Raw genomic sequence first — 23,888 nt, forward strand, 5'->3', positions numbered from 1 at the left:
TCTCGACTGTCGGGATTTGCGGGAGTTGGCACAGCGGTGGAATGTCCCAGGGGCGGGCTAGCGTGGGCGGCATGTGTGGGAGGTATGCCACGACCCGGAACGCGGCGGACCTGAGCGCCCTGTTCGAGTCGTCCGACGAGACCGGCGACGGGCTCGCCGTCGACTACAACGTCGCCCCGACCGATCCGGTGCCTATCGTCCGGATGGCCACCGCCCCGGATGACGCGGACGGCCGACGTCGGGTGCTCTCCCTGGCCCGGTGGGGTCTGGTGCCGGGATGGGCCCGGGACACCCGGGGCGCGGCCCGGATGATCAACGCACGTGCCGAGACCGTCGCCACCACGAAGGCGTACGCCAGTTCGTTCGCCAGACGGCGCTGCCTCGTTCCGGCCGACGGTTGGTACGAGTGGGTTCGCCGCGACAGCGGCGGGAAGCAGGCCTACTTCCTGACCCCGGCCGACGGGGGTGTGCTCGCGTTCGCCGGCATCTGGTCGCGCTGGGGCGACGGGCCGGACGCGCGGCTCACCTGCAGCGTCCTCACCACCCCGGCACTCGGTGACCTGGCGCTGGTGCACGCCCGAATGCCGCTGCTGCTGCCCCCTGACCGGTGGGCCGGTTGGCTGGCTGACGGGAGCGAACCGGACGAGCTGCTGATCCCGCCGAGCGTCGGGACATTGGCCGAAATCGAGATCCGGCCGGTCGGTAGACAAATCGGCGACGTCCGTAACGACGGTCCGGGACTCATCGAACGCGTCGACGCCGAACCGCTCGGCACACCGCCGCGTGAGCACGTCGATTTGACGTTGTTCTGAACGTGCCGCGCAACATTGTCGCGTACTAATTTGCCAGAGTTGTGGGTGAAACGTCGGCCCGTCTTTTCGTCAGCTTTGCGGTAGCCCCTTGTCACCGACCGTGTAAGTGCGATAGAACACAGCGCCGGCATTTGATGTCGATTCGCACCAGGGCGAAGGACACTTCCCTATTTTTGCCGGTCCCACGGGGGAGGTGGGTGAATGACACGGGCGCGGATGCCACGCCCGCACGAGGTTGCCGCTGCACGACGAGACCCGAGGTTGCTTCGGGCGGTCAGCGAGCGGAGCCTGGATGACGCATGGCGGACCAGGGGTGCCTGCCGGAGCGTGGACCCGGAGACCTTCTTCCCGGCACCGAGTGAGCCGGTGGAGGCCGCGGTGGCGCTCTGTCGTACCTGCGACGTCCAGGGCTCCTGCCTGGCTTGGGCGTTGGAGGTCGGGGACTGTCACGGGGTCTGGGGGGCGACCACCCCACGCGAGCGGCGGGCCATGCTGGTGGCCTGGCGAGGCCAGGTGAGACCGGACCCGGAGGCGGCCGACGACGAGCTGCCACCGATACACGACCGGATGCTGACCCTGGTGCCCCTGGCCTGACGGGCCAGGTTGGCCGTACTCCGGCTCGGAACCGCCGGCACAATGAGCCGGTGCGTCACGGTGAAGAGGTGGAGACGCCCCGAGGGTCGGCACGGATGGACGTCGACCTGCCTGCGGCAAAGCCGACCAGCCTGCTCGTCCTCGGGCACGGGGCCGGTGGCGGCGTGGACGCGCCCGATCTGATCGCGGTACGCGACGCGGCGGTCTCCGCCGGTGTGGCGGTAGCCCGGGTCACCCAGCCCTACCGGGTCGCCGGCCGCCGAGCGCCGGCGCCCGCCGGGCAGCTCGACGAAGCGTGGTCGACGGTGGTGGGGGTGTTGCGTGCGCGGCATCCCACCGTCCCCACGATCGTCGGCGGCCGGTCCAGCGGGGCCCGGGTGGCCTGTCGTACCGCCGCGTCGGTCGGTGCCCTCGGGATCGTCGCGCTCGCCTTTCCGCTGCATCCGCCCGGCAAGCCGGAGCGGTCCCGGGCCGGCGAGTTGGCCACGGGCGTGCCCACCCTGGTCGTCAACGGCGACCGTGACCCGTTCGGCGTGCCGTCGGCCGGGCCAGGCGTCCGGGTGGAGATCCGACCGGGGGAGCGGCACGACCTCCGGCGCGATCCCGAGGCGGTGGCGGCGGTGGTGCTGGGTTGGTTGCGGGAGTACGGCTGGGCCGGACCGTTTCCCCCGGCGTAGGTGATCGTTGCATTCCATGGTGCCGATCCGCGCCGGGGAACTTTCACCGGTTTCCCGGATCGAGGCGGCATCGTCCTCCCAGGCCCTTCCTGGTCCCAGCGGTGGCGGAGCCCATGGCGTCCAGCGGTGGCGGAAGCCCACGGCCGGGACCAGGAATGGGGAGATCGGTTCCGGAATGCCCGACCGGTGGCGTGGTGTTACAGCTCCTGGAAGCTATCCACGGCGAGGGGGGTCGACCGGTGCGGACCGAGACACGGAGCCCGGAACGCGATGATCGCGGGACGCGGCAGCTCCATCGGCTGCTACACGGACCGGAATGGTCGGCACTACCGGAGCCGCCCGGATCGGCCGGGGTGAGTACTGGCACATCGGCCGAAACTGGATCTACCTCCGCTCGGTTGCGCGTATCCTCAGCGGGACGGCATACGACGCGAGGGGACGTGCGGTTGACCCAGCCGGAGAAGACAGAAGAGCGCCGGACACGGTTCGAGCGCGACGCGCTGCCTTTCGTTGACCAGCTCTATGCCGCCGCTCTGCGGATGACCCGTAATCCCGCCGACGCGGAGGACATAGTCCAGGAGACCTACCTGAAGGCGTACTCCGCCTTCCACCAGTTCGAAGAGGGCACCAACCTCAAGGCCTGGCTCTATCGGATCCTGACCAACACCTACATCAACTCGTACCGGAAGCGGCAGCGTCAGCCGATCCAGGCACCGACCGACGAGATCACCGACTGGCAGCTCGCCGAGGCGGAGTCGCACACCTCCAGTGGGCTGCGTTCGGCGGAGACCGAGGCGCTCGACCGGCTTCCCGACACCGACGTGAAGCAGGCGTTGCAGCAGCTCCCCGAGGAGTTCCGGCTGGCGGTCTACCTCACCGACGTCGAAGGCTTCTCCTACAAGGAGGTCGCCGACATCATGGGGACGCCGATCGGCACAGTGATGTCCCGACTGCACCGGGGTCGCCGTAACCTGCGCAAGATGCTTGAGCGGTACGCGGCCGAGCGGGGGTTCTCGTCGGCTTCGACGCCCCGCGCCGCCACGGCCGTTACCCGGGAGGTGTGAGCACTGTGAGCTGTGGTGACGCCCACGAGACCAACTGCCGCGAGGTACTGGCCGAGGTCTACCTCTATCTCGACCTGGAGTGCGCCGAGGAGCGCACCATCCTGATCCGCCAGCATCTGGACGAGTGCTCACCCTGCCTGCGCGAGTACGGCATCGAGCAGGAGGTGAAGGCGCTGGTCGCCCGCTGCTGCGGCAACGAGACCGCCCCGGTCGAGCTGCGCGAGCGCCTCCGGATCCGACTCGCCGAACTGGTCTTCGAGACCGAGACCCGCGAATATCTGCCCGACTGACCGGGGCGAATCGGCGGCCGGGGGCCGGGGTGATCAGTGATCGCGCATCCGCGATCACCATGCCCCGGCCCCGTCACTGACGAGCCGTCGCTCAGGAGTTTGGGCGCTTGCCGTGGTTGGCGCCGCTCTTCTTCCGAGCCTTCTTCTTCCGAGCCTTCTTCGCCATGTTGGCCTCCCGTTACCGCTGTGCCGCACCCGCTCCGGGCGTGGCTGGACAGGTTCTCCCGGGACCGGGAGTGACCCGCTGATGTTAGTCCGCCCGGTCGGACTCGTTGAGCGGGCGGCCACATGATTGGATACCGTTCGCACGCACACTGCGCGGATGAAGGAGGGCCACACCATGGCCGAGGAGATCCGAGCCGAGATGGTGGCGAACGTCTGGAAGGTCGTCGTCGCCGCCGGTGACTCCGTCTCCGAGGGGGACACGCTGGTCATCCTGGAGTCCATGAAGATGGAGATCCCGGTGGTGGCCGAGTCGGACGGCGTGGTGCGGGAACTGGCCGTCAACGAGGGGGCCGTCGTCCAGGACGGTGATCTCATCGCGGTCATCGAATGACCGACCTTACGGTGCGGCGCGCCGAGCCGGCCGACTTCGACGCCATCGGCCGGTTGACCGTCTCGGCGTACGCGGCGGACGGGCAGTTGGCCGGCGGGAACGGCTACGAGCGGGTGCTCGCCGACGTGCCGCCCCGGGCGCGCGAGGGCGAACTGCTGGTGGCCGCGGACGGCGGTACCGGGCAGGTGCTCGGCTCGGTGTTGTTCGTGCTGCCCGGCACGGCGTACGCGGAACTCTCCGACCCCGGTGAGGCCGAGTTCCGGATGTTGGCGGTGGATCCCGCCGCCCAGGGGCGAGGCGTGGGTGCCACCCTGGTACGGGCCTGTATCCGCCGGGCGACCGAGCTGGGGTGCCGGGCGATCGTCATCTCCACCCGTAGTTTCTCCCTTCCGGCCCAGCGGCTCTACGCCCGGCTCGGATTTCAGCGGATGCCGGAGCGGGACTGGTCCCCGATGGCCGGGGTGGATCTGTTCGCCCTACGGTTGGACCTGGCCGGTCAGTCTGCGCCGCTGGACCTGGCCGGTCAGTCTGCGCCGCTGGACCTGGCTGGTCAGTCTTCGCCGGCTGGGTCGGGACCGATCCGATCGACCAGCTCGTAGGCGACCACCAACGCCAGTCGCTTCCGTTCCTCGTCAGTGATTCGTGACGTCTGCGGAGCGGACCAGCCGTGGTAGATGGCGAAGAGCGCCAGCCCAGCCCGCAGCTCGGCGCCGGGTGACTCGTCGCCCCGGGCGAGCAACCCGGCCAACTGTGCCAACTGGTCGCGCATCCGCTGCGCGGTGGTCAGGTGCGTGGCAGCGGTCTGGTTCTGTTCGAGGAACCGGACCGCCAGGGGAAGCCCGGTGGTGAAGAACCGGTCCGCGTAACCGGCGACGATCGCTCGCCGGCCCGGCGTGTCGACCGGTTGCTGCCGGGCCCAGGCGATCAGTTTGTCGAGGTCGGAGAGCCGGTCGTCGAGGTAGTTGTCGACGATTTCGTCCTTGCTCCGGAAGTGGTGGTAGAGCGCCGCCTTGGTCACCCCGAGCCGTTCGGCTATCTCCCGCAGGGAGGTCCGCTCGTAACCCTGCTCGGTGAAGAGCTGTAGGGCGACGACCTGGATGCGGGACCGCGGGTCGGCTGGCTGGGCGGGTGCCCGGGGGTCGTCTGGGCGGATACTCACGAACCTCTCCTCGGCGGCTTCCGAACGGCCGACTAGTGCCGAACCTACCGCCGTGGCCACCGCGGCGGGCCCGCCCCGCCGGGTTTCCCGCCGGATGGGCGGGGCAGTCGACCATACCGACCTACGCCGGTGACCTAGTGCGCAAAGCTGTTCATTACGTTGCTCTTTCTGCTTCAATCGTGCAAGACTGCGCATGAAGCGCGCGATATCGCGCAGGACGGGAGGTTCTTGTGACACAGCCGGGTGCTGGCATGGCAGCGGACGTAGCTGAGCAGCCAGCGGGTTACGCACGACTGCTCGAACCGGAGCACGCGAACGCGATCGCGCAGGTCGCTGCGACCATCGCCGAACGTCGACCACGGCACGTCGTGTTCACCGCCCGCGGCACCAGCGACCACGCCGCGCTCTACGCCGCCTACCTGACCGAGATCCGGCTCGGCCTGCCTGCCGGCCTGGCCTCGCCCAGCGCGATCACGGTCTTCGGCGCCCGGCCCGACATGTCCGACGCGCTGGTCGTCGGGGTCAGCCAGAGCGGCGGCTCACCGGACCTGGCCGAGGTGCTGCGGGTGGCCCGCTCCACCGGCGCGTTGACCCTGGCGGTCACCAACAACCCGTCCTCGCCGTTGAACGAGGTCGCGGAACTCTCCGTGGACATCGCCGCCGGACACGAGCGGGCGGTCGCGGCCACCAAGACGTACACCGCCGAACTGCTGGCCCTGCTCATGCTGATCGAGGGCGTACGGACCGGCAACGGCGTACTCGACGCACCGGAGCGGGCCGCGCTCGCCACCCTGCCGGAGTTGGCGGCCCGTACCCTGGCCGACCCGACTCCGGGCGAGTTGGCATCCCGGTACCGCTTCGCCCGTCGACTGGTCACCACCGGCCGTGGCTACGCCTACCCGACCGCGCGGGAGGCCGCCCTGAAACTGATGGAGACCTCCTATTTGCCGGCCCTCGCCTTCTCCGGGGCCGACCTGCTGCACGGTCCGCTGGCCATGGCCGACCCGGACGTACCGGTGCTCGCGGTCGTCGGATCGGGGCCAGGCGGGACGGCGATGCGCGAGGTCATCGCCCGGCTCGGCGAGCGCCGGGCCGACGTGGCCGTGATCGGCCCCGCCGACATCGACGGCGCCGCCGCCCGGATGCCGGTGCCGGAGGTGGACGAACGGTACGCCCCGCTGCTGGACATTCTGCCGTTGCAGCAGCTGGCCCTGTCCCTGGCGCTGGCCCGGGGGGAGGACCCGGACGCGCCGAGGGGCCTGAAGAAGGTCACCGCGACCCGCTGACGTGAGGTCTCTCCGGCCCGCTGACGTGAGGCCACCGCAGCCCGGTGGCCCGGTCGTGGCAGGCTAGCCCTCGTGTCCACGCTGCGTGACCTCGCCGAGGAGCACACCAGTCTCCGCCCGGCCGACATCGACCATCTGCACCGGGTCGCCGGCGACTGGCAGTTGCTCTCCGACCTGTCCTTCGCCGATCTGCTGCTCTGGGTGCCGGTCGGCGGGGACGACGACGCCTTCCTCTGTGTCGCCCAGGTACGCCCGACCACCGCGCCGACGGCGTACCTGGACGACCAGGTCGGGCGGATCGTCGGCGGGCCGGAGGTGGCCCACCTGGGCATCGCCTACCGGCAGGCCCGGATCTGGCGGGAGGGCGACCCGGTCTGGTACGGGGACACCCCCGCCCGGCACGAGGCGATCCCGGTCCGGCTCCGTACCGCCGCCGGGGAGGCCGGCGAGGTCATCGCGGTGGTGGGTCGGGACACCAACCTGTCCACCGCGCGTACCCCGAGCCAACTGGAACTCAACTATCTGACCACCGCCGACGACCTGGCGCAGATGGTCGCCGACGGCACGTTCCCGCCGCCCCGGCACCCCGGCGAGACCACCTCCGCGCCCCGGGTCGGCGACGGTCTGGTCCGGCTGGACGCCAGCGGCAAGGTCACCTATGCCAGCCCGAACGCCCAGTCCGCCTACCGGCGGCTCGGCTTCGCCTCCCATCTGGTCGGGGAGGACCTGTCCGCGCTCAACACCCGGCTCGCCGCCGATCCGCTGGACGGCACCGACGCCGGCAACCGGGTGCTCGCCGCGCTGCGCGGCGAGGCCCCACCCCGCAAGGAGATCGATGCGCGGGGAGCCACCATGCTGACCCGCGCACTGCCGCTGATGCCGGCCGGGGTGCCGATCGGGGCACTGGTCCTGGTCCGGGACATCACCGAGGTACGTCGACGCGACCGCGCACTGATCACCAAGGACGCCACCATCCGGGAGATCCACCACCGGGTGAAGAACAACCTGCAGACCGTCGCCGCGCTGCTGCGGTTGCAGGCCCGTCGGGTCGGCATCCCGGCCGCCAAGGCGGCGCTGGAGGAGTCCGTACGCCGGGTCGCCTCGATCGCGTTGGTACACGAGACCCTCTCCATGTCCAGCGACGAGGTGGTGGAGTTCGACGGGATCGTCGACCGGGTGGCCGCCGCCGCCAGCGAGGTGGCCGCCACCGAGTCCACGGTGCGGATGCGCCGGGACGGCACGTTCGGCGTACTGCCCGCCGAGATCGCCACGTCGCTGGTGATGGTGCTCAACGAGCTGCTGCTCAACGCGGTCGAGCACGGCTTTCCTCCGGCCGGCGAGACGGCTGGCGAGACGGCTGGCGAGCCGAGTGACGCCCCGGTCGCCGAGCCGGCCGAGGTCGTCGTCTCGGCCCACCGGTTCCGCAAGCAGTTACACGTCTGCGTCGCCGACAACGGTCGCGGCCTGCCCGCCGACTTCGACTCCGAACGCAGTGGCCGACTGGGGCTCCAGATCGTCCGGGCCCTGGCCACCGGTGAGCTACGGGGCACCATCGAGCTGCGTAACCGGGAGAGCGGGGGCGGAACCGAGGCGGTGCTCGTCGTCCCGCTCGGAAACGCGGCAAGACCCCGCTGAGTGGCCCGGAACCCGAGCGCCAGTCAGCTGACGGGCCGGGTAGCAGGGCGGCGTCAGCTGACGGGTCGGGTGAGCAGGGCGGCGTCAGCTGACGGGCCGGGTGAGCAGGGCGGCGTCAGCTGACGGGCCGGGTGAGCAGGGCGGCGTCAGCTGACGGGCCGGGTGAGCAGGGCGACGGTCAGCCCCGGCACGGTCCACACCCGACTGGCCGGGAACTCCGTCCGCAGTGCGTTCGCCTTCGGCTCGGGCAACCCGCGCAGCGGATCCGTCTTTTCCCCGATCACCAGCAACCAGACCCGCTCCACCGAGGCGAGACATCGGGCCGGCTGGTCGCACTCGGTGGCCCACAGGTCGGCCCGGTCCAGCTGGTCACGGCTGGCCAGTACGTCCCGGGGTCGGTCCGTACCGAGGTGGTAGGCGGTCGCGATGTCGAGAAACTTCCATCCGGTACGCGGCGAGTAGACGATTCCGTCGCCGGGCTGCTGGTGGTGCGCGATGATCCGGGCCGCACCCCGGTAGTCGATCGGCGCCGAGCGTGGCCACTCGTGGGTCCGCCGGAGGCTGGCCTGCTCCGGGGTGCCGAGCAGACCGGTGACCGCGACGATCGCCAGTGCCCACGGCAGCCGGATCGTGGCGAGCACGTCGGCGGCGAGTAGACAGACGAAGGGCACCGTGAAGACGAGGTAACGCGGCACCCACAGCGGGGTGACCAGCCCACCGACGAAGAGCAGCACCACCGGCAGCACCGCGCAGAGGCCGAGGGCGACTCCCCACCGACCTCGGCTGACCAGGGCGACCGCCGCCAACCCGACCAGCAGACCGCCGACCACACCGGCCTGCGTGACGGCACCGGGGAGCCCGGGCAGTTCCAGGACGCCCGGTTTGTCGACCCAGTCGAGCTGCTGGTCCTGCTGGCTCCGCCCCAGCAGGGCCAGCGGAGCCAGTGCCAGTCCGACCGGCAACACGGTGACCAGCCAGCGCAGCGGTAGTCGGCGGTCACCGGCGGCCCGCCAGGCGAGCAGGACAGCGGCGGCATGACCGGCGATCAGGACCACCGCCACCAGATGTGCCAGCCCCAACCCGAGCACCGCCAACGCATAGCTGGCCCACCGGGGCCAGCTCGGTCGCCGTACCGCGCCGACCAGGAGCAGCGTGGCCAGGACCGCGAAGAAGGTGGCGAAGGCGTACGGCCGGGCCTCCTGCCCGTACCGGGAGGTGCTGGGCACTACGGCGAAGAGCAGCCCGGCGATCAGGCCGGTACGGGCACTGAACAGCCGCTCGCCGAGTACGGCGATCAGCCCCGCCGCCCCGGCCATGGCCAGGATGGTGGGGAGTCGCATGGCCAGTACGGAATCGCCGAAGAGCTGGATCCAGCCGTGCATGAGCAGGTAGTAGGGGGCACTGACCCCGTCGATGTTGCCGGCCATCCGGAGCAGGTCACCGAGGGGGCGGCTGGCGGCACTCCAGGTGGCCAGTTCGTCGCGCCAGAGTTGGGCTCGGTCGGCCTGCACCAGGGTGACCGCCAGCGTCGACAGCACCGGCCAGAGCCACACGGTACGGCGCAGGAAGCGGGGTAGGTCAGCCTCGGCCCCGTCGGTGCGGGTCGACGCCCTCACCGGTCCGGCTCGGGAGCAGGTGGTCATCGATAGCCCGTCCAATCGTCGTCACCACAAAGTCACCCGATGTGACAACGTGTCAACGAGTGGGTGCGGTGGCGGGCAGACGGCGTTTCATCTCGCAACTGCCGCGGTTTCTACCGACGGGGTGGGTCGTTCATCGGTCGCCCGTGATGTGGGAGCTACTGGCCGGGGCACGGGGGGTGTGACAGCATGGCGGACATGACCGCCGCCGTTGACCGTCGCTTCGTGGCCCGCCGCCACGTCGACTACGGCCGCGTGCGTAGCGCGATCTGTCCGGCTCACTAGACGCCGCCCGACCCATCTGTCCGGGCGCGCCCTCGCGCCGGCTTCACCGACACCGTCGTCCGCAGCCTCGACAGCGAGGCTGGCCGTCGCCTCCGCGCGCCACACCCAGCGATTTGTCACAGCAGACGGAGGACGCCGCGATGGCGGTCAGTAGCAGCACCCCAGCACCGCCCGACACCGCCGGCGCTCCGGCCCCTCCGGCCCGCTCGGCCCGCTCGGCCCGTCGGGTCAGGGGCGAGGGGCAGTGGGCGCTCGGTCACCGAGAACCGCTCAACCCCAATGAGCGAACCAAGGCCGACGATGATCCGCTCAACGTGCGGGCCCGGATCGAGAACATCTACGCGCATCGCGGTTTCGCCGCCATCGACCCCAGCGACCTGCGGGGCCGGTTCCGGTGGTGGGGGCTCTACACGCAGCGCAAGGCCGGCATCGACGGCGGCCGTACCGCCGTGCTCGAACCGCACGAACTCGAAGACGAGTACTTCATGCTCCGGATCCGGATCGACGGCGGGCAGCTCGACCTCGACCAGTTGCGGACCATCGCCGACGTCTCCCGCCGCTACGGCCGGGACACCGCTGACATCACCGACCGGCAGAACATTCAGCTGCACTGGGTACGCGTCGAGGACATGCCGGCGATCTGGCGTCAGCTGGAGGCGGTCGGGCTGCAGACCACCGAGGCGTGTGGGGACTGCCCCCGGGTGGTGCTGGGCAGCCCGGTCGCCGGGGTGGCCGAGGCGGAGGTGCTCGACCCGACCTCGGCGGTCGACGAGATCGTCCGGCGGTACGTGGGCAACCAGGACTTCTCCAACCTGCCCCGCAAGTTCAAGACATCGATCTCCTGGCTGGTCGACACCCCGTACGAGACCAACGACATCGCCCTCCTCGGTGTCGATCACCCCGAGCACGGCCCCGGGTTCGACCTCTGGGTCGGCGGCGGCCTGGCCACCAACCCGATGCTCGCCAAGCGGCTCGGAGTCTGGGTGCCGCTGGCCGAGGTGCCGGACATCTGGGCCGGGGTGGTGGGGATCTTCCGGGACTACGGCTATCGCCGGCTGCGCAACCGGGCACGGCTCAAGTTTCTGGTCGCAGACTGGGGAGTCGAGCGGTTCCGGGAGGTACTGGAGAGGGAGTACCTCGGTCGGCGCCTGCTCGACGGGCCGCCGCCGGTGCTACCGGAGAAGCCGATCGACCACGTCGGCGTGCACCGGCAGCGCGACGGGCGCTACTACGTCGGGGCCGCCCCGGTGGTCGGCCGGACCTCCGGGACCCAGCTCGCCCAACTCGCCGACGTGGTGGCCGCGCACGGCAGCGGGCGGGTACGGCTGACGCCGTACCAGAAGTTGCTGGTCCTGGACGTCCCGGCGGACCGGACCGAATCGCTGGTCACCGCCCTGGGCGGGATTGGGTTGGCGGCGCGGCCGTCGACCTGGCGGCGGGGCACCATGGCCTGCACCGGCATCGAGTACTGCAAGCTCGCCATCGTCGAGACCAAGGCGCGGGGCCAGGAACTGGTGGAGCGGCTGGAGGAGCGGCTACGCGAGTTCGACGCCGACATCTCGATCCACATCAACGGTTGTCCGAACGCGTGTGCGCGTACCCAGACCGCCGACATCGGGCTCAAGGGGCAGCTCGTGGTCGGCCCGGACGGCCGGCAGGTGGAGGGCTTCCAGGTGCACCTGGGCGGTGGGCTGGGCATGGCGCAGGGGCAGACCGCCGGCTTCGGCCGGAAGGTACGGGGACTGAAGACCACCGCCGAGGAGTTGCCCGGGTACGTCGAGCGGCTGGCCCGCCGTTATCTGGCCGCCCGTTCGACGGGTGAGTCGTTCGCCCAGTGGGTCGTCCGGGCCGACGAGGCGGAGCTGCGGTGACCGGGCGGAGGAAAGCCGCGGTGGTGACCGGGCGGAGGAAAGCCGCGGCGACCGGGCGGGTGGTGTCGCCATGAGTGGGGAGACCCGAGCCGCGCCGCTGTACTGCCCGTACTGCGGTGAGGAGGACCTGCGGCCGCACGACGGGGCGCATGGTGCCTGGGAGTGCCATGCCTGTGCCCGGGTCTTCTCGGTGCGGTTCTCCGGTCTGCTGCCCCGGAAGGTGGAGCGATGAGTGAATCCGTGCTGCCGTCGGGGCTGGTCTCGGCGGTGGGTCTCGATCTGGTGAGGCTTGCCCCGAGGCCCGCCGCCGGTCCGAAGCCCGCACCGGCTGCTGGTCCGAAGCCCGCACCGGTCACCGTGTCGCAGCCCGTACCGGCCACCGTGTCGCAGCCGGCGGCCGTGTCCGCTGTGCCGATCCCTGCGGACGCACCGCGCCGGCGGAGCCCGGACGAACTCCGGGCCCTGGCCGAGGCGGCTGGCCCGGCCCTGGCGGCAGCCTCGGCCGAGGAGATCGTCGGTTGGGCGGTCAGCACGTTCGGGGATCGGTTCTGTGTCACCAGCTCGATGGCGGATGCGGTCCTCGCCCACCTGGTGTCCCGGGTCGCTCCCGGGGTGGATGTGGTCTTCCTCGACACCGGCCTGCACTTCCCGGAGACCCTGGCGGTACGGGACACGGTGGCCCGGGAGCTGCCGGTGAAGGTCCACTCGGTCCGTCCCCGGTTGACCGTGGGCCAGCAGGACGGCGAGTACGGTCCTCGGCTGTTCGCCCGGGCTCCCGACGAGTGTTGCGCCCTGCGCAAGGTGGAGCCACTGGAACGGGCGCTGGCCGAGTACGACGCGTGGGGGACCGGCCTGCGGCGGGACGATTCGTCCAGCCGGGCCGGTACCCCGGTGGTGGACTTCGACGCCCGGCGCGGCAAGGTCAAGGTCAATGCGATCGCGGCCTGGACCCAGGCGGATGTGGACGCCTACATCTCCCGGTGGAACGTGCCGGTCAACGAGTTGTTCCAGCAGGGCTACACCTCGATCGGCTGTTGGCCGTGCACGCGGCGGACCCGACCGGGGGAGGATCCCCGAGCTGGCCGCTGGGCGATGTTCGACAAGACCGAGTGCGGTCTGCACGGGTGACGGTCGACGGCTTGCCGGCCCCGGTCGTGCTCGTCGCGCATGGCAGCCGGGATCCCCGGGCCGCTGCGGCGACCCGGGGCCTCGTCCGGGCCGTGGCGGCGGCGCGGCCGGGCCGGACCGTACGGGCCAGCTATCTGGATCACACCGCGCCGACGCCGGCCCAGGTGTTGCGTGAACTGGAGTCGGCCGGTCATCGGCGCGCGGTGGTGGTGCCGCTGCTACTCACCGACGCCTACCACGGGCGGGTGGACGTTCCCGGGGCGGTCGCCGCCGCTCGGGCGGACGGGTTACGGATGCCGGTACGGATCACCGGGGTGGTCGGCCCGGTGGGTGGGACGGTCGACGAGTTGCTGGTCGCCGGACTGCGTCGCCGGCTGGCCGAGAGCACCAGCGTCGACCGGATGGGGTACGACGGGGTGGTGCTGGCTGCGGCCGGCACCCGGGACGCGGCCGCCCGGCGTACGGTCGACGCTGCCGCAGCGGCCCTCGGGGCCGATCTGGCGCTGCCCTGCCTGGCCGGGTACGCCTCAGCGGCGTTACCCACGGTAGCCGAGGCGGTGTCCCACCTCCGGGCGGCGGGGGCTCGCCGGGTGGCCGTGGCGGCCTACTTCCTCGCCCCTGGGCGGCTCTACGGGGTCGCTGAGACGTCCGGTCGGGCGGCGGGTGCGGTGGTGGTTGCGGGCCCCTTGGGCGAGCTGCCGGAGCTGGCCCGGTTGGTGCTTGCCCGAGTGCGGTCCGCTGAGTCGGTGGCAGGCAACCTACTCGCGATGGCCGCGACGGCAATGGGCGGCGCAACCTAGCGCGTCGGCAAAATGCCGATCGGAACGCGGATAGCGAGCGGAATACCACGGTGTGGTGAATAGCGGATCGGTGGAATGCCGACGCGGATGAAATACCGATAGTGGGCAGAAAAACACCCTGGGGAGGGGTTCCCCAGGGTGTTTTTCGCGCGCTGTGGTGGTGTGATCAGGCAGAGTGAGCGCGGAGGACCCGAAGGCCGCCGCGGCGCTTGACGGCGCGTCGCTCTTCCTCGCTCATCCCGCCCCAGACGCCGGCGTCCTGACCGGACGCTAGTGCCCACTGAAGGCACTCGTCGGTCACGGAGCAGCGCCGGCAGACGGCCTTGGCCTGCTCGACCTGCAGGAGAGCCGGTCCGGACGTCCCGATCGGGAAGAACAGTTCCGGGTCCTCGTCGCGGCAGACAGCACGGTGACGCCAGTCCATGGCGGCAACACTCCTCATTCTGGATGGGTGGCGGTGTTGTATTGCTGATCGTTCTCATATGCAGACGCGGTACCAATCACGATAGTGGGCACCCATCGTTTTGGCAGCGCGAGAGCAGGCTGTTGGGCCCGTGGGACCTGCCCGGAACCTGCCGCAAAAAAGCGGGCATGTCCCAGCAATGACCCGGTAACTCAAGTTCGCTTGTGAATACTTTCACGAACTTGCGTGATGTCAAGAGTAGCGCTCAGAAAATGTCTGAGCGGGTGAGCAAGCTCACGACCCCTTTGTCCGGATTTCGGCGCTTGCCGAGACCCGCCGTGCCACAGCCAATAGTCAATATAGTACACTCCAGGCGACATTGCAGACATTTCAGGCGGCGGGTTTTCTTGTTCGAGTTCGGGGGGCGAGCGCCCGGTCTGTGTAGTACCCCAGGGTCAGCAGATTACTCTTAGTGCTGCTGGTGCGGAGGAAAAACGAACTTTTTCTCGCTCACCAAGATAGTCGCCATCCAGTTGGAACGCTTGGGGACGGGCGGTGACCAGGGTGAAATCGTCAAGATCGGAAAGTCGGAGCACCTGTTCGCCACGCGGGTCGGAGTTGCGGGACAGGATCTGCGTCACGGTACGTGCAGTGCTTGGTACGCGGAGCCGTCGGAGCGCGAGCACATCCAGTCCCCGGTCGAACGAAGCCCCGGGATTGGGGTTGATGGGCCGCTCACCCAGATAGGTCCAGGGGGCGGTGTTCTGAATGATCACGGTGGCCAACTCACCCTCCGTAGGCTCACCTGGCCGCTCCAGCCTGATCGCCGGATGTCGGCGGTCACTCCCCACGAAGTACTGGTTGAGCGCCGCGCGTACGTAGAGCCCAACGGTGGAGACCTGACCACGGCTACGGGCCCGCTCCACCCGGCGGACCACCGCCGCGTCCAACCCCAGCCCGGCGCAGAAGGTGAAGTAGCGATCGTCGGCCCGCCCGAGACCGATGGTCCGGGTCCGGCCCTCGCGCAGGCCCTCCAGAATCATGCTCGTCCCCTCCGGCCACTCCCGGGGCAGGCCCAACGCACGGGCGAAGACGTTGGTTGAACCGCCGGGGACCACCGCGAGGGCGGGCAGCCGCTCTGCCGACGTACGGCCGGTGGCCATCGTCGCCGGCTCGGCGGTCATCATCCCGTTGACCACCTCGTTGACCGTGCCGTCACCACCCAGTGTCACCACCAGGTCGACGCCGTCCCGCACCGCCTCCTGGGCCAGGGTCGCCGCGTGCCCCCGGCGACGGGTGTACCGGACGGTGAGGTCGACCTCACTACGGAGCGCCCGGACGAGTACGTCCCGGCTGCGCTCACTGGTGCTGGTGGCTTTCGGGTTCACGACCAGGACGGCCCGCATGGCCGGCACTGTACCGCGATCAGCCGCGGGTATCGTTTGGTCGGTGACCACCGACTCCGACACCCGCCCCGGGTCGCTGCGCTGGGCGGTGTTGCTGCTCCGGGGTGAGGCGGTCGCCCTCGGGCTGCTGGCCGTCTTCCTGATCTACAAGGACCTCACCGCGACTGCCAACGATCTCGCGTCGGCACTCTTCGTAACCGGATTCGCGGTAGGCGGGGCGATCGTGCTGTGGGCGCTCGCCACGGCGCTCGGCCGTCGCCGGGCCGGGGCACGCGCGCCGACCATCGTGTTGCAGCTGATGTTCCTCCCGGTGGGCTACTACATGATCCAGGGTGGCCTGGGTTGGCTCGGTGTTCCACTGATGGCGCTCGGGGCCCTGGTCTGCGGGCTGCTGGTCTGCGCGCCGACGAACCGCGCCCTCGGCGTCGGCTGACGGCTGCGGGTCGTCGCGGTGGACCCGGGGCCCGGGTGCCCACGGCCGGCGAGCAACGCAGCCTGGCCGGGCCACGGGCCGATGCACGCTGGGCCGGCGGGCCAGATGGGGCGTCAGCCGGCGGGCTAACGCAAGCTGGGCAGATGGGGCAGATGGGCCAGATGGAGCGTCAGCCGGCGGGCTAACGCACGCTGGGCCGACGGGTGCGCAGCGAGATCGTCGCCCGCCCGTTGTCTACGGTGGCCGAGGCGGCGGCGGTCAGTGCGGTGAGCACCTTCCAGGCGAAGGACGACTCGGCGGGCAGTTGGGCACCCGGGGTGGTCGCCAAGGTGACCATGACGGTGAGCGCGTCGTCGGTCACGGCGAACCGGCAGTCGAGTTCCGTGTCCGGGCGGGCGATGGCGAGGAGCATCGCGCACGCCTCGTCCACCGCGATCCGTAGATCCTCGATCTCGTCGAGAGCGAACTGTAGCCGGGCGGCCAGCCCAGCGGTCGCGGTCCGTAACACGCTGAGATAGCCGCCGTCAGCGGGCACGGTTAGTAGCACGACGTCGTCATCGATCGCCTGCTGGGCCGTCAGGTAAGTCACCGGTGCCATCCCCCCGTTCCGGACTCTACCGGTTGGCCGGTTCCGGCGCGGGGGCGCGGGCGGCGAGCGCCCGCAGCGCCGGCCCGGTCAGCCGGTAGGGCAGCCATTCGTCCAGTTGTACGGCGTCGATGGCCCGGTAGAAGCCGGCCGCCGGATTCCAGTGGATCATCATCCAGTCCAACCGGGGGTAGCCGCGTTCGACGCAGAGGGCGGCCAGGGTGGCGAGCAGCAGCCGGCCGGCACCGGTGCCCCGAGCCGCCGGTCGTACGTAGAGATCCTCCAGGTAGATGCCGTGCTGGCCAGCCCAGGTGGAGAAGTTGAGGAACCACAGGGCGAAGCCGAGCGGCTCCCCGTCGCCCCCGAGCGCGACGTGACCGAAGAGCGCCGGCTGTGGCCCGAACAGGGCGACGGTGAGCTGTTCCTCGGTGAGGTGGCACTGCTCCGGTGCCTTCTCGTACTCGGCCAACCCGTGCACCATCGCGACGATGGCCGACACGTCCTCGGGACGTGCCGGCCGGATCGTCGGTGCCGGGGGAAGGCTCACGCCTGCTTGGTCTCCCAGAAGATCTTCGAGATCTCCTCGATCTTCTGGAGCAGTTCGTCGGCCTTCGCCGGGTCGGTCGAGCCCTTGGCCCCGGTGCCACCGGCCAGCTTGGTGGCCTCGTTGAAGAGCTGGTGCAGGTGCGGGTACTTCTCGAAGTGCTGGGGCTTGAAGTAGTCGGTCCAGAGCACCCACAGGTGGTGCTTGACCAGCTCAGCCCGCTGCTCCTTGATGATCAAAGCCCGGGTGCGGAACTCCGGGTCGGTGTTCGCCTGGTACTTCTCGGCGATCGCCTTGACCGATTCGGCCTCGATCCGGGCCTGCGCCGGGTCGTAGACGCCACACGGCAGGTCGCAGTGGGCGCTGACGGTGCGGTGCGGGGTGAAAATGCGCGGAAGTCGCATCAGGACCCTCCAAGGAAGTTTGCGATGATCCAAGCCGACACTACTCCTGTGGTACGTCCCCTACCGAGCGGAGGTGAAACCTGGTGTCCACGGGTCGGACGGCACCAAATGCAGGGACTTTTGGCCCCCTGTTCGCCGTACTCGTGACGGGTCCCTCCATGGTGCCGACGCTGCGGCACGGTGACGCGCTGTTGGTGCGTCGGGGCGGTCGGGCCGTGCGTCCCGGCGATCTGGTGGTGGCCACCTTCCGGAGCCGTCCGGAGCTGCTGGTGGTCAAGCGCGCGGTCCGCCCGGCGGAGGGCGGTTGGTGGGTACGTGGGGACAACGATCTGGTGACCGACGATTCCCGTAGCTTCGGGGTGGCCGACGTGCGGGGCCGGGTGGTGCTGCGCTACTGGCCCCGGTTGCGATGGTTCGGTTACCGACCGGTATGACCCTGCCCACAGAAGATGGCGCTGGGCGACACTATGCTTTGGATGAAGTGCTCGGGCGATCCCCGCAACGCACCGCCGGTCATCGCTGACCTTGCGCCGAGCCGGCTCGGTCAATTCGCTCGAAGCCGTCTGGAGTCATCAATGTCATCGTCTACCGTGGAGTTCACCGATCGCGTCTTCGGGTTGCATCGGGGCGGGAAGATGGCGGTCACCTCGACCGTCCCCCTGACCAGCCGCGACGACCTCTCCCTCGCCTACACCCCGGGAGTCGCCCAGGTGTGCGAGGCGATCGCCGCCGATCCTCGCCTGGCCGCTGACTACACCTGGGCGTCGCGTGCCGTCGCCGTGGTCACCGACGGATCGGCCGTACTGGGACTGGGCAACATCGGGCCCCGCGCCGCCATGCCGGTGATGGAGGGCAAGGCGGTGCTGTTCAAGCAGTTCGGCGGGGTCGACGCCGTGCCGATCTGCCTCGACACCCAGGACGTCGACGAGATCGTCTCCGTGGTGACCGCGCTCGCGCCCTCGTTCGGTGGCATCAACCTGGAGGACATCAGCGCGCCCCGGTGCTTCGAGATCGAGCGGCGGCTGGACGAGGCGCTGCCCATCCCGATCTTCCACGACGACCAGCACGGTACGGCCATCGTGGTGCTGGCCGCGTTGCGTAACGCCGCCACCCTGCTCAACCGGAAACTCGGTGACCTGCGGGTGGTGATCAGCGGGGCGGGTGCCGCCGGGGTGGCGGTGACCAAGATGCTGATCGCCGGCGGGGTCAACCCAGCCGAGCTGGTGCTCTGCGACTCCCGGGGGCTCATCCACTCCGACCGGCCGGACCTGACCCCGGTCAAGGCCGAGCTGGCGACGCTGACCAACGCGGCCGGTCGTACCGGGGGCATCGGCGACGGGCTGCGCGACGCCGACGTGCTGATCGGCGTCTCGGGTGGGCAGATCCCCGAGTCGGCGATGGCGGGGATGGCCCCCGGCGGCATCGTCTTCGCGCTGGCCAACCCGACGCCCGAGGTGCATCCGGAGGTGGCCGCCCGGTACGCCTCGGTGGTAGCGACTGGCCGCAGCGACTACCCGAACCAGATCAACAACGTGCTCGCCTTCCCGGGGATCTTCCGGGGAGCACTCGACGCGCGGGCAACCCGGATCACCGAGGGCATGAAGGTCGCGGCGGCGGATGCCATCGCCAACGTGGTCGCCGAGTCGCTCCAGGCGGACGCGATCGTGCCGTCCCCGCTCGACCCCCGGGTGGCTCCAGCGGTGGCCGAGGCCGTGGCGGACGCGGCCCGCCGCGACGGCGTCACGCCTTGAGGTCAGGAAGGGTCTCTTCTTATCGCTTTCTGCCCTTGAAGAGGGGCCCTTCCTAACCTCCCACCCAGCCGTGTGCGCTGTTAGCGTGCGGATCATGCATGCCGCGTACGCCTCGATGTTCGATGCCGACAACCCGCTCGCCGCGCTCGCCGTCGGAGAGCGGCCGGAGCCCGTCCTGCCCGATCCGGGCTGGGTGACCGTGCAGGTCCGGGCCAGTTCCCTCAACCATCACGACCTGTGGTCGTTGCGGGGGGTGGGACTGTCGCCGGAGCGGCTGCCGATGATCCTTGGCTGTGACGCCGCCGGTATCGATCCGGACGGCAACGAGGTCGTCGTCTACCCGGTGGTCGCCGATCCGGCGGACCCGCGCGGCGTCTCGATCCTCTCCGAGCATCATCAGGGCACGTTCGCCGAGCAGGTGGCGGTGCCCCGGGCGAACCTCGTGCCCAAGCCGGCCGGCATGTCCTTCACCGATGCGGCGTGCCTGCCGACGGCCTGGTTGACCGCCTGGCGGATGCTCACCACCCGGGGACGGATGGCGGAGGCCGAGGCGGTCCTGGTGCAGGGGGCGGGTGGCGGTGTCGCCACGGCCGCGGTGGCGATCGCCGTCGCCGCCGGCAAACGGGTGTACGCGACCAGCCGGAGCGCGGCCAAGCGGGAGCGGATCATCGCGCTCGGTGCGACCGCGGTGGAGCCGGGGGCACGACTGCCGGAGCGAGTCGATGTGGTCATCGAGACGGTGGGCGCGGCGACGTTCGAGCATTCGATGAAGTCGGCGGCGACCGGTGCCCGCATCGTCGTGTCGGGTGCGACGGCTGGGCACGAGCCGAAGGTGAACCTGCGCCGCGTCTTCGCGATGCAGTTGGAGATCCTGGGCACCTCGATGGGTACGCGCGACGAGTTGGGCGACCTGCTGGCGTTCTGCCAGACCCACGACGTACGTCCGATGGTCGACACCGTCTACGGGTTTTCCCAGGTGACCGAGGCGTTCGCCCGGCTGCACTCCGGTGATGTCTTCGGCAAGGTGGTGCTGGACCACACTCGGTGATCCGGTCAGCTCTTCCTGACACTGTGGAGCGGTGGGGGCCTGCGGGAAACCGCTGGACCCCACCGTCGTTGCTGTGTGCGGTCGATCGAACACGCGCGGTTCGGATCCTGAAAATCCGGACCTTTTCTCGGTTCAAAACGGGCAGGACCGGGAAATATGTGTCTCTGAAAACGCGGAGCTAAGTCTCGGTAAATACTTTCTTCAGGAAAACCAAAGGTTGCGGTTTCCGCCTCTTCTCGAAGCATCCTGATCGAATTGGGCCGTTGGGTACAGTCAGGCCGTTCTGCTGCTGATCGCCCAAACGATATCCCGTTTCGAAAGGATCAGATCTTGAAGTTCTCGGCGGCACGCAAGGGTATACGAAGAGCGCCACGCTTCTTTTCGGCTGGGCACGGGCGGCTGCGCCGCCCGACGCGCTCATTGGTGGTGGGGCTGGTGGCACTCGGCGTCGTGGTGACGGGGGTGGGTGTCGCGGTGGCTGATGACGAACACGGCTCGGTCACGGTGACCCGGGATGGCGCGGTCGTCGAGGGTCGAAATATCAAGGGGTACGTGCATATCAAGGCCGACAATGTCACCGTCCGGAATTCCACGATCAGGTACGACGGGAATCACGCAATCCGGATCTTCAGTGGCTCCGTCGGCACCGTCATCGAGGCGACCAGGGTCTACTGCGAGGCGGAGAAGACCAACGGAATCGTCTTCGGTGACTACACCGCCCGGAAGGTGACCGTCCACGGGTGTCGGAACGGCTTCATGTACTCGGACGAGTCCCCGGCCACGATCACCGACTCGACCTGGAACGGACGCGCGGTGGTGGCGGGAGCGGAGCCCGAGCCGCTTGCGTCCTCGGCCGCGACGTCCGCGCCGGTCAAGTCGGCTGCGCCAGCCGCCAGCCGGCCAGCGCGACCGGCCACGTCCGGAGATGCTCGGACCAAGCAGTCGGGTAGCGGGACGCTGGCGATCCCCGAGGGCTTCCCGGGGCCGGACAACACCGGCGTGCCGGAGGGCACCACGCTGCGGCCATCCGGGTCGATCACCCTATCGAGGGACGGCCAGGTCGTCAGCGGCCTCAACATCAGCGGATGCGTCGTGGTGACCGCGAAGAACGTGGTCATCCGGAAGTCGCGGATCACCTGTGGTGGCCAGTACTCGATCAAGACAACCGGGGCGAAGAACCTGCTGGTCGAGGATGTGGAGATCAACGGAATGGGGCGCAATTCGGCGGCGGTGTGCTGTAGCGACTACACCCTCCGCCGGGTAGACATAAGCAACGTCATCGACGGTCCCCGGCTGGCCGACAACACCGTCGTGGAAGACTCCTGGATCCATCACCTGACCCGGGTATCCGGTTCGCACAATGACACACTGCAAACCACCGGAGCGGCGAACATCGTCGTACGGGGCAATTCTCTGGATGCCTACAACCCGGTGACCAAGGACCCGCTCAACGCCTGTCTGATGATCGGTTCCACCACGGGTCCGCTGGTCTCGAATCTGGTGTTCGAGCAGAACTACTGCAACGGCGGAAACTACTCGATCGGGATCCGGGCAGATCTTCGTGCGGCGAGCATAAAGATCCGGAGCAACGTGTACGGCCGGGACTGCCGGTTCGGAATCGTGGCGCGGCCGAAGCATCCTGGCATCAACTGGGAGACGGCGACCAACCTCTGGGCGGACAGTCGTAAGCCTGTCGTCAAATAACCCCCTCGGCGGCCCGGCCAGGCGGCCGCCCCACCGTGGACCCGTGACCCTCGACACGGGTCCACGGCCGGTTGCGTCACCCCTACCGAAGCGGGTGGTCAGCCGAGGGAAACGGGATGGTCAGCCGAAGCGAGACCGGATCAGAGCCGGTCGTCCAGGGTGGCGAGACCGTCCCGATTGGCCCCGGTGGCGAGTCGCCCCTTGGCGGCCGGATCGCCGTACAGGGTCCAGCGCAGGAAGTCCGCGGTCGTCCCGGTGACCACCCCGAAGGCCGGGTTGTTGGACTTCAGCAGAGACTGACCGTGGTCCCCCTGGGGCAGGCTGAGCATCGCCTTCGGCCAGGGCACCCGGTCGTAGGCGGCCTTGCCCGAGGCGTACGACACCACGTCGTCGAGCTGTCCGTGCACGAAGAGCAGCGGCGCGGTCGGGCCGGCGAACGCCGTACCGACGCCGAGCGCGCTGCCGGCGAGCACGATGCCGGCGTCCAGCCGTTCGTCCCGGCCGCCGGTGAACAGCCCGATGGTGGTGACCCCACCGGCTGAGTGCCCGGTGGCGGCGACCCGGTCGGTAGCCAGGCGACCTCGCAGCGGATCTCCCGCCCGGGTGTCCAGCTTCAGCACCTCGGTCAGCACGTAGGAGGCGTCAGCCGGTTGGTTGACCACGTCGAGTATGTCGAACCGGGCCGCGCCCCGGCTGGTGTGCGGATAGCGGGGTGCGACGACCACCAGTCCGGCCGCCGCCCACTCGGTGAGCAGCGACTGGTAGTCGGCGGGGCTGGCGGTCAGCCCGTGACTGAAGACGACGACCGGGAACTGACCGCGCGCCACCGGAGCGGAACGTTCCGCCGTACCGCCGGCCTGGCCAACCGCGGGGTACCAGACCGTGGTCGGCAGTGGCCGGTCGCTGCCCCGGGCGAGCTTCAACTCCCGTACCCCGACTGCGAAGGAGTCGGACGGCGCGATTCCGGCCGGCGGTGCGAAGGGCGCGGCGGTGGTGGCCGATACGGACGGGGCCGTTGCCGTCGGCGATGGCCCGCCAGCGGCGGGATCGCGATGGTCGGCAGGGGTCGAACAACCGGCGATGCCCGCCGCGAGAAGGACAGCGGCGAATAGGGGCCCGGTACGACGTCGGCGCATGGCTCCGATTCTGCCCTGCCCCGTCGATCAACTCGGCGATGCCGGGGAACCGTCCAGCACACTGCGCAGCCGGGCGACGTCGTCGCGGTCCTTGGGCCGTCGGGGCCGCTCCGGCATCCAGACCGGGTACATCTCCTTGAGTTCGATCTGTGCCCTCGGGCTGATGATCGGGCAGGTCACCGCACCGAGGCGGCCAGTCGGCCCGGTCAGCATCCCGTCGGGGTACGCCGATCCCGCCCATGGGCCGGCACCGCCGACCACGACCCGTCCCTGTGCGTCTTGGGCGATCAGAGCGAAGCTCACCTCGACCCCGTCCCGGACCAGGTCACGCTGGATCTCCGGCGGTACCCGCAGGTCCGCGGAATAGCCCCGGGCATGCAGGGCAGCGGCGAACCGGCCCGCGTCGGCGGCCCAGCAGAACCAGTCCACGTCTCAGAAATCGTCCTCGTCGGCGTCGTCGAGCCGGGCCAGCCAGGTGGCGAACCGCTCGACCGGCGTCTCGAACTCGGGGTTGAGGTCGACGAAGTCCCGCAGCCGCTCGCCGAGCCACTCCAGGGTGACCGACTCGTCACCCCGCCGCTCGACCAGCTCCTCGATGCCCCGGTCGGTGAAGTACATGGCCTTCTCGTCTCTCGATCGGAAACCGACCAGCGGCCGGGCGCCAGTGGTGACTGGT

General features: G+C 69.7%; 28 protein-coding genes and 1 pseudogene. 18 read left to right on the forward strand and 11 right to left on the reverse strand.

Annotated elements, in window-relative coordinates:
* Positions 1-71: 71 nt before the first annotated feature.
* From FHR38_RS19050 to rsrA, 5 genes are all read left to right on the forward strand, one after another.
* The gene (locus FHR38_RS19050) at positions 72-812 is read left to right on the forward strand and encodes an SOS response-associated peptidase (protein WP_184535934.1); all 741 of its coding nucleotides are present in this window, start codon (positions 72-74) and stop codon (positions 810-812) included.
* A 201-nt stretch (positions 813-1,013) separates the two neighbouring features.
* Entirely contained in the window at positions 1,014-1,406 is a 393-nt protein-coding gene (locus FHR38_RS19055) for a WhiB family transcriptional regulator (protein ID WP_184535935.1), read from the forward strand.
* A gap of 95 nt (positions 1,407-1,501) precedes the next feature.
* The gene (locus FHR38_RS19060) at positions 1,502-2,083 is read left to right on the forward strand and encodes an alpha/beta hydrolase family protein (protein ID WP_221449843.1); all 582 of its coding nucleotides are present in this window, start codon (positions 1,502-1,504) and stop codon (positions 2,081-2,083) included.
* Positions 2,084-2,322: 239 nt separating this feature from the next.
* A complete protein-coding gene (locus FHR38_RS19065; RefSeq protein ID WP_184535937.1) occupies positions 2,323-3,147 on the forward strand; it encodes a sigma-70 family RNA polymerase sigma factor in 825 nt (274 codons plus the stop codon).
* Positions 3,148-3,152: 5 nt separating this feature from the next.
* Positions 3,153-3,437, forward strand: a complete 285-nt coding sequence (gene rsrA / locus FHR38_RS19070) for a mycothiol system anti-sigma-R factor (RefSeq protein ID WP_184539899.1) — start codon at positions 3,153-3,155, stop codon at positions 3,435-3,437.
* A 91-nt stretch (positions 3,438-3,528) separates the two neighbouring features.
* Here rsrA and FHR38_RS33575 read toward each other — a convergent pair whose 3' ends face one another.
* A complete protein-coding gene (locus FHR38_RS33575; RefSeq protein WP_369700219.1) occupies positions 3,529-3,603 on the reverse strand; it encodes a 50S ribosomal protein bL37 in 75 nt (24 codons plus the stop codon).
* 174 nt (positions 3,604-3,777) lie between these two features.
* On the opposite strand from FHR38_RS33575, the gene FHR38_RS19075 reads away from it, so the two are divergent.
* Positions 3,778-3,993, forward strand: coding sequence for a biotin/lipoyl-binding carrier protein (locus FHR38_RS19075; RefSeq protein WP_184539901.1), 216 nt, complete (start codon positions 3,778-3,780; stop codon positions 3,991-3,993).
* Positions 3,990-4,484: pseudogene (locus FHR38_RS19080) on the forward strand (GNAT family N-acetyltransferase); the annotation flags it as partial. The gene FHR38_RS19075 and the pseudogene FHR38_RS19080, both read left to right, overlap by 4 nt.
* 59 nt (positions 4,485-4,543) lie before the next feature.
* On the opposite strand, the gene FHR38_RS19085 reads toward FHR38_RS19080, so the two are convergent.
* Positions 4,544-5,152 carry a TetR/AcrR family transcriptional regulator gene (locus FHR38_RS19085; RefSeq protein ID WP_312882269.1) on the reverse strand — a complete coding sequence of 203 codons (609 nt, stop codon included), beginning with the start codon at positions 5,150-5,152 and terminating at the stop codon, positions 4,544-4,546.
* A gap of 251 nt (positions 5,153-5,403) precedes the next feature.
* Here FHR38_RS19085 and FHR38_RS19090 point away from each other — a divergent pair, with 251 nt between their 5' ends.
* Together FHR38_RS19090 and FHR38_RS19095 are read left to right on the forward strand one after the other, a co-directional pair.
* Positions 5,404-6,438, forward strand: a complete 1,035-nt coding sequence (locus tag FHR38_RS19090) for an SIS domain-containing protein (protein WP_184535940.1) — start codon at positions 5,404-5,406, stop codon at positions 6,436-6,438.
* Between the two features lie 72 nt (positions 6,439-6,510).
* Entirely contained in the window at positions 6,511-8,073 is a 1,563-nt protein-coding gene (locus FHR38_RS19095; RefSeq protein ID WP_184535941.1) for a PAS domain-containing sensor histidine kinase, read from the forward strand.
* A 146-nt stretch (positions 8,074-8,219) separates the two neighbouring features.
* Here FHR38_RS19095 and FHR38_RS19100 read toward each other — a convergent pair whose 3' ends face one another.
* Complete coding sequence (locus FHR38_RS19100) at positions 8,220-9,716, reverse strand: glycosyltransferase family 39 protein (RefSeq protein WP_184535942.1); 1,497 nt, start codon at positions 9,714-9,716, stop codon at positions 8,220-8,222.
* Between the two features lie 422 nt (positions 9,717-10,138).
* On the opposite strand from FHR38_RS19100, the gene FHR38_RS19105 reads away from it, so the two are divergent.
* The 4 genes from FHR38_RS19105 to FHR38_RS19120 all read left to right on the forward strand — a co-directional run bounded on the left by FHR38_RS19105 (position 10,139) and on the right by FHR38_RS19120 (position 13,797).
* A complete protein-coding gene (locus tag FHR38_RS19105; RefSeq protein ID WP_184535943.1) occupies positions 10,139-11,869 on the forward strand; it encodes a nitrite/sulfite reductase in 1,731 nt (576 codons plus the stop codon).
* Between the two features lie 70 nt (positions 11,870-11,939).
* Positions 11,940-12,101: a hypothetical protein gene (locus tag FHR38_RS19110; RefSeq protein WP_184535944.1), complete on the forward strand. Its 162-nt coding sequence runs from the start codon at positions 11,940-11,942 to the stop codon at positions 12,099-12,101.
* Positions 12,098-12,997, forward strand: a complete 900-nt coding sequence (locus FHR38_RS19115; RefSeq protein WP_246446621.1) for a phosphoadenylyl-sulfate reductase — start codon at positions 12,098-12,100, stop codon at positions 12,995-12,997. The genes FHR38_RS19110 and FHR38_RS19115 overlap by 4 nt, the downstream gene beginning before the upstream one ends.
* Entirely contained in the window at positions 12,979-13,797 is an 819-nt protein-coding gene (locus FHR38_RS19120; RefSeq protein WP_184535945.1) for a sirohydrochlorin chelatase, read from the forward strand. The genes FHR38_RS19115 and FHR38_RS19120 overlap by 19 nt, the downstream gene beginning before the upstream one ends.
* A gap of 166 nt (positions 13,798-13,963) precedes the next feature.
* Here FHR38_RS19120 and FHR38_RS19125 read toward each other — a convergent pair whose 3' ends face one another.
* Positions 13,964-14,221 (reverse strand): WhiB family transcriptional regulator, encoded by a 258-nt coding sequence (locus FHR38_RS19125; protein ID WP_184535946.1) that lies wholly within the window; start codon positions 14,219-14,221, stop codon positions 13,964-13,966.
* Positions 14,222-14,655: 434 nt separating this feature from the next.
* The gene (locus FHR38_RS19130) at positions 14,656-15,606 is read right to left on the reverse strand and encodes a diacylglycerol/lipid kinase family protein (RefSeq protein WP_184535947.1); all 951 of its coding nucleotides are present in this window, start codon (positions 15,604-15,606) and stop codon (positions 14,656-14,658) included.
* On the opposite strand from FHR38_RS19130, the gene FHR38_RS19135 reads away from it, so the two are divergent.
* Positions 15,605-16,039 (forward strand): hypothetical protein, encoded by a 435-nt coding sequence (locus FHR38_RS19135; RefSeq protein ID WP_221449084.1) that lies wholly within the window; start codon positions 15,605-15,607, stop codon positions 16,037-16,039. The genes FHR38_RS19130 and FHR38_RS19135 overlap by 2 nt on opposite strands.
* A gap of 181 nt (positions 16,040-16,220) precedes the next feature.
* Here FHR38_RS19135 and FHR38_RS19140 read toward each other — a convergent pair whose 3' ends face one another.
* The 3 genes from FHR38_RS19140 to sodN all read right to left on the reverse strand — a co-directional run bounded on the left by FHR38_RS19140 (position 16,221) and on the right by sodN (position 17,573).
* Complete coding sequence (locus FHR38_RS19140) at positions 16,221-16,628, reverse strand: ATP-binding protein (RefSeq protein ID WP_312882271.1); 408 nt, start codon at positions 16,626-16,628, stop codon at positions 16,221-16,223.
* A gap of 25 nt (positions 16,629-16,653) precedes the next feature.
* Positions 16,654-17,106, reverse strand: coding sequence for a GNAT family N-acetyltransferase (locus FHR38_RS19145; RefSeq protein WP_184539905.1), 453 nt, complete (start codon positions 17,104-17,106; stop codon positions 16,654-16,656).
* Between the two features lie 62 nt (positions 17,107-17,168).
* Complete coding sequence (sodN, locus tag FHR38_RS19150; RefSeq protein WP_184535952.1) at positions 17,169-17,573, reverse strand: superoxide dismutase, Ni; 405 nt, start codon at positions 17,571-17,573, stop codon at positions 17,169-17,171.
* Between the two features lie 80 nt (positions 17,574-17,653).
* Between sodN and FHR38_RS19155 the strand changes: the two genes are divergently transcribed.
* The 4 genes from FHR38_RS19155 to FHR38_RS19170 all read left to right on the forward strand — a co-directional run bounded on the left by FHR38_RS19155 (position 17,654) and on the right by FHR38_RS19170 (position 22,076).
* A complete protein-coding gene (locus tag FHR38_RS19155; RefSeq protein ID WP_281385102.1) occupies positions 17,654-18,007 on the forward strand; it encodes a S24/S26 family peptidase in 354 nt (117 codons plus the stop codon).
* Positions 18,008-18,148: 141 nt separating this feature from the next.
* Complete coding sequence (locus tag FHR38_RS19160; RefSeq protein ID WP_184535953.1) at positions 18,149-19,324, forward strand: NAD(P)-dependent malic enzyme; 1,176 nt, start codon at positions 18,149-18,151, stop codon at positions 19,322-19,324.
* A gap of 85 nt (positions 19,325-19,409) precedes the next feature.
* Positions 19,410-20,372: a zinc-binding dehydrogenase gene (locus tag FHR38_RS19165; RefSeq protein WP_184535954.1), complete on the forward strand. Its 963-nt coding sequence runs from the start codon at positions 19,410-19,412 to the stop codon at positions 20,370-20,372.
* A gap of 435 nt (positions 20,373-20,807) precedes the next feature.
* Positions 20,808-22,076 (forward strand): hypothetical protein, encoded by a 1,269-nt coding sequence (locus FHR38_RS19170; protein ID WP_184535955.1) that lies wholly within the window; start codon positions 20,808-20,810, stop codon positions 22,074-22,076.
* Positions 22,077-22,216: 140 nt separating this feature from the next.
* On the opposite strand, the gene FHR38_RS19175 is transcribed toward FHR38_RS19170, so the two are convergent.
* Genes FHR38_RS19175 through FHR38_RS19185 form a run of 3 tightly spaced genes read right to left on the reverse strand, consistent with a single transcriptional unit; the run spans position 22,217 to position 23,830 of the window.
* Positions 22,217-23,212 (reverse strand): alpha/beta hydrolase family protein, encoded by a 996-nt coding sequence (locus tag FHR38_RS19175; protein WP_184535956.1) that lies wholly within the window; start codon positions 23,210-23,212, stop codon positions 22,217-22,219.
* A 27-nt stretch (positions 23,213-23,239) separates the two neighbouring features.
* Positions 23,240-23,641: an aminoglycoside adenylyltransferase gene (locus FHR38_RS19180; protein WP_184535957.1), complete on the reverse strand. Its 402-nt coding sequence runs from the start codon at positions 23,639-23,641 to the stop codon at positions 23,240-23,242.
* Between the two features lie 3 nt (positions 23,642-23,644).
* Entirely contained in the window at positions 23,645-23,830 is a 186-nt protein-coding gene (locus FHR38_RS19185) for a DUF6104 family protein (protein WP_184535958.1), read from the reverse strand.
* Between the last annotated feature and the right edge of the window lie 58 nt (positions 23,831-23,888).

The sequence above is a fragment of the Micromonospora polyrhachis genome (assembly GCF_014203835.1).
Lineage (GTDB): Bacteria > Actinomycetota > Actinomycetes > Mycobacteriales > Micromonosporaceae > Micromonospora_H > Micromonospora_H polyrhachis.

Excerpts from the sequence above, each read along its gene's own strand:
- FHR38_RS19050 (WP_184535934.1), top strand. The coding sequence starts at position 72 with ATGTGTGGGAGGTATGCCACGACCCGGAACGCGGCGGACCTGAGCGCC.
- FHR38_RS19055 (WP_184535935.1), top strand. The coding sequence starts at position 1,014 with ATGACACGGGCGCGGATGCCACGCCCGCACGAGGTTGCCGCTGCACGA.
- FHR38_RS19060 (WP_221449843.1), top strand. The coding sequence starts at position 1,502 with ATGGACGTCGACCTGCCTGCGGCAAAGCCGACCAGCCTGCTCGTCCTC.
- FHR38_RS19075 (WP_184539901.1), top strand. The coding sequence starts at position 3,778 with ATGGCCGAGGAGATCCGAGCCGAGATGGTGGCGAACGTCTGGAAGGTC.
- FHR38_RS19090 (WP_184535940.1), top strand. The coding sequence starts at position 5,404 with ATGGCAGCGGACGTAGCTGAGCAGCCAGCGGGTTACGCACGACTGCTC.
- FHR38_RS19100 (WP_184535942.1), bottom strand. The coding sequence starts at position 9,716 with ATGACCACCTGCTCCCGAGCCGGACCGGTGAGGGCGTCGACCCGCACC.
- FHR38_RS19105 (WP_184535943.1), top strand. The coding sequence starts at position 10,139 with ATGGCGGTCAGTAGCAGCACCCCAGCACCGCCCGACACCGCCGGCGCT.
- FHR38_RS19110 (WP_184535944.1), top strand. The coding sequence starts at position 11,940 with ATGAGTGGGGAGACCCGAGCCGCGCCGCTGTACTGCCCGTACTGCGGT.
- FHR38_RS19115 (WP_246446621.1), top strand. The coding sequence starts at position 12,098 with ATGAGTGAATCCGTGCTGCCGTCGGGGCTGGTCTCGGCGGTGGGTCTC.
- FHR38_RS19125 (WP_184535946.1), bottom strand. The coding sequence starts at position 14,221 with ATGGACTGGCGTCACCGTGCTGTCTGCCGCGACGAGGACCCGGAACTG.
- FHR38_RS19135 (WP_221449084.1), top strand. The coding sequence starts at position 15,605 with ATGGCCGGCACTGTACCGCGATCAGCCGCGGGTATCGTTTGGTCGGTG.
- FHR38_RS19130 (WP_184535947.1), bottom strand. The coding sequence starts at position 15,606 with ATGCGGGCCGTCCTGGTCGTGAACCCGAAAGCCACCAGCACCAGTGAG.
- FHR38_RS19145 (WP_184539905.1), bottom strand. The coding sequence starts at position 17,106 with ATGGTGCACGGGTTGGCCGAGTACGAGAAGGCACCGGAGCAGTGCCAC.
- sodN (WP_184535952.1), bottom strand. The coding sequence starts at position 17,573 with ATGCGACTTCCGCGCATTTTCACCCCGCACCGCACCGTCAGCGCCCAC.
- FHR38_RS19160 (WP_184535953.1), top strand. The coding sequence starts at position 18,149 with ATGTCATCGTCTACCGTGGAGTTCACCGATCGCGTCTTCGGGTTGCAT.
- FHR38_RS19175 (WP_184535956.1), bottom strand. The coding sequence starts at position 23,212 with ATGCGCCGACGTCGTACCGGGCCCCTATTCGCCGCTGTCCTTCTCGCG.
- FHR38_RS19185 (WP_184535958.1), bottom strand. The coding sequence starts at position 23,830 with ATGTACTTCACCGACCGGGGCATCGAGGAGCTGGTCGAGCGGCGGGGT.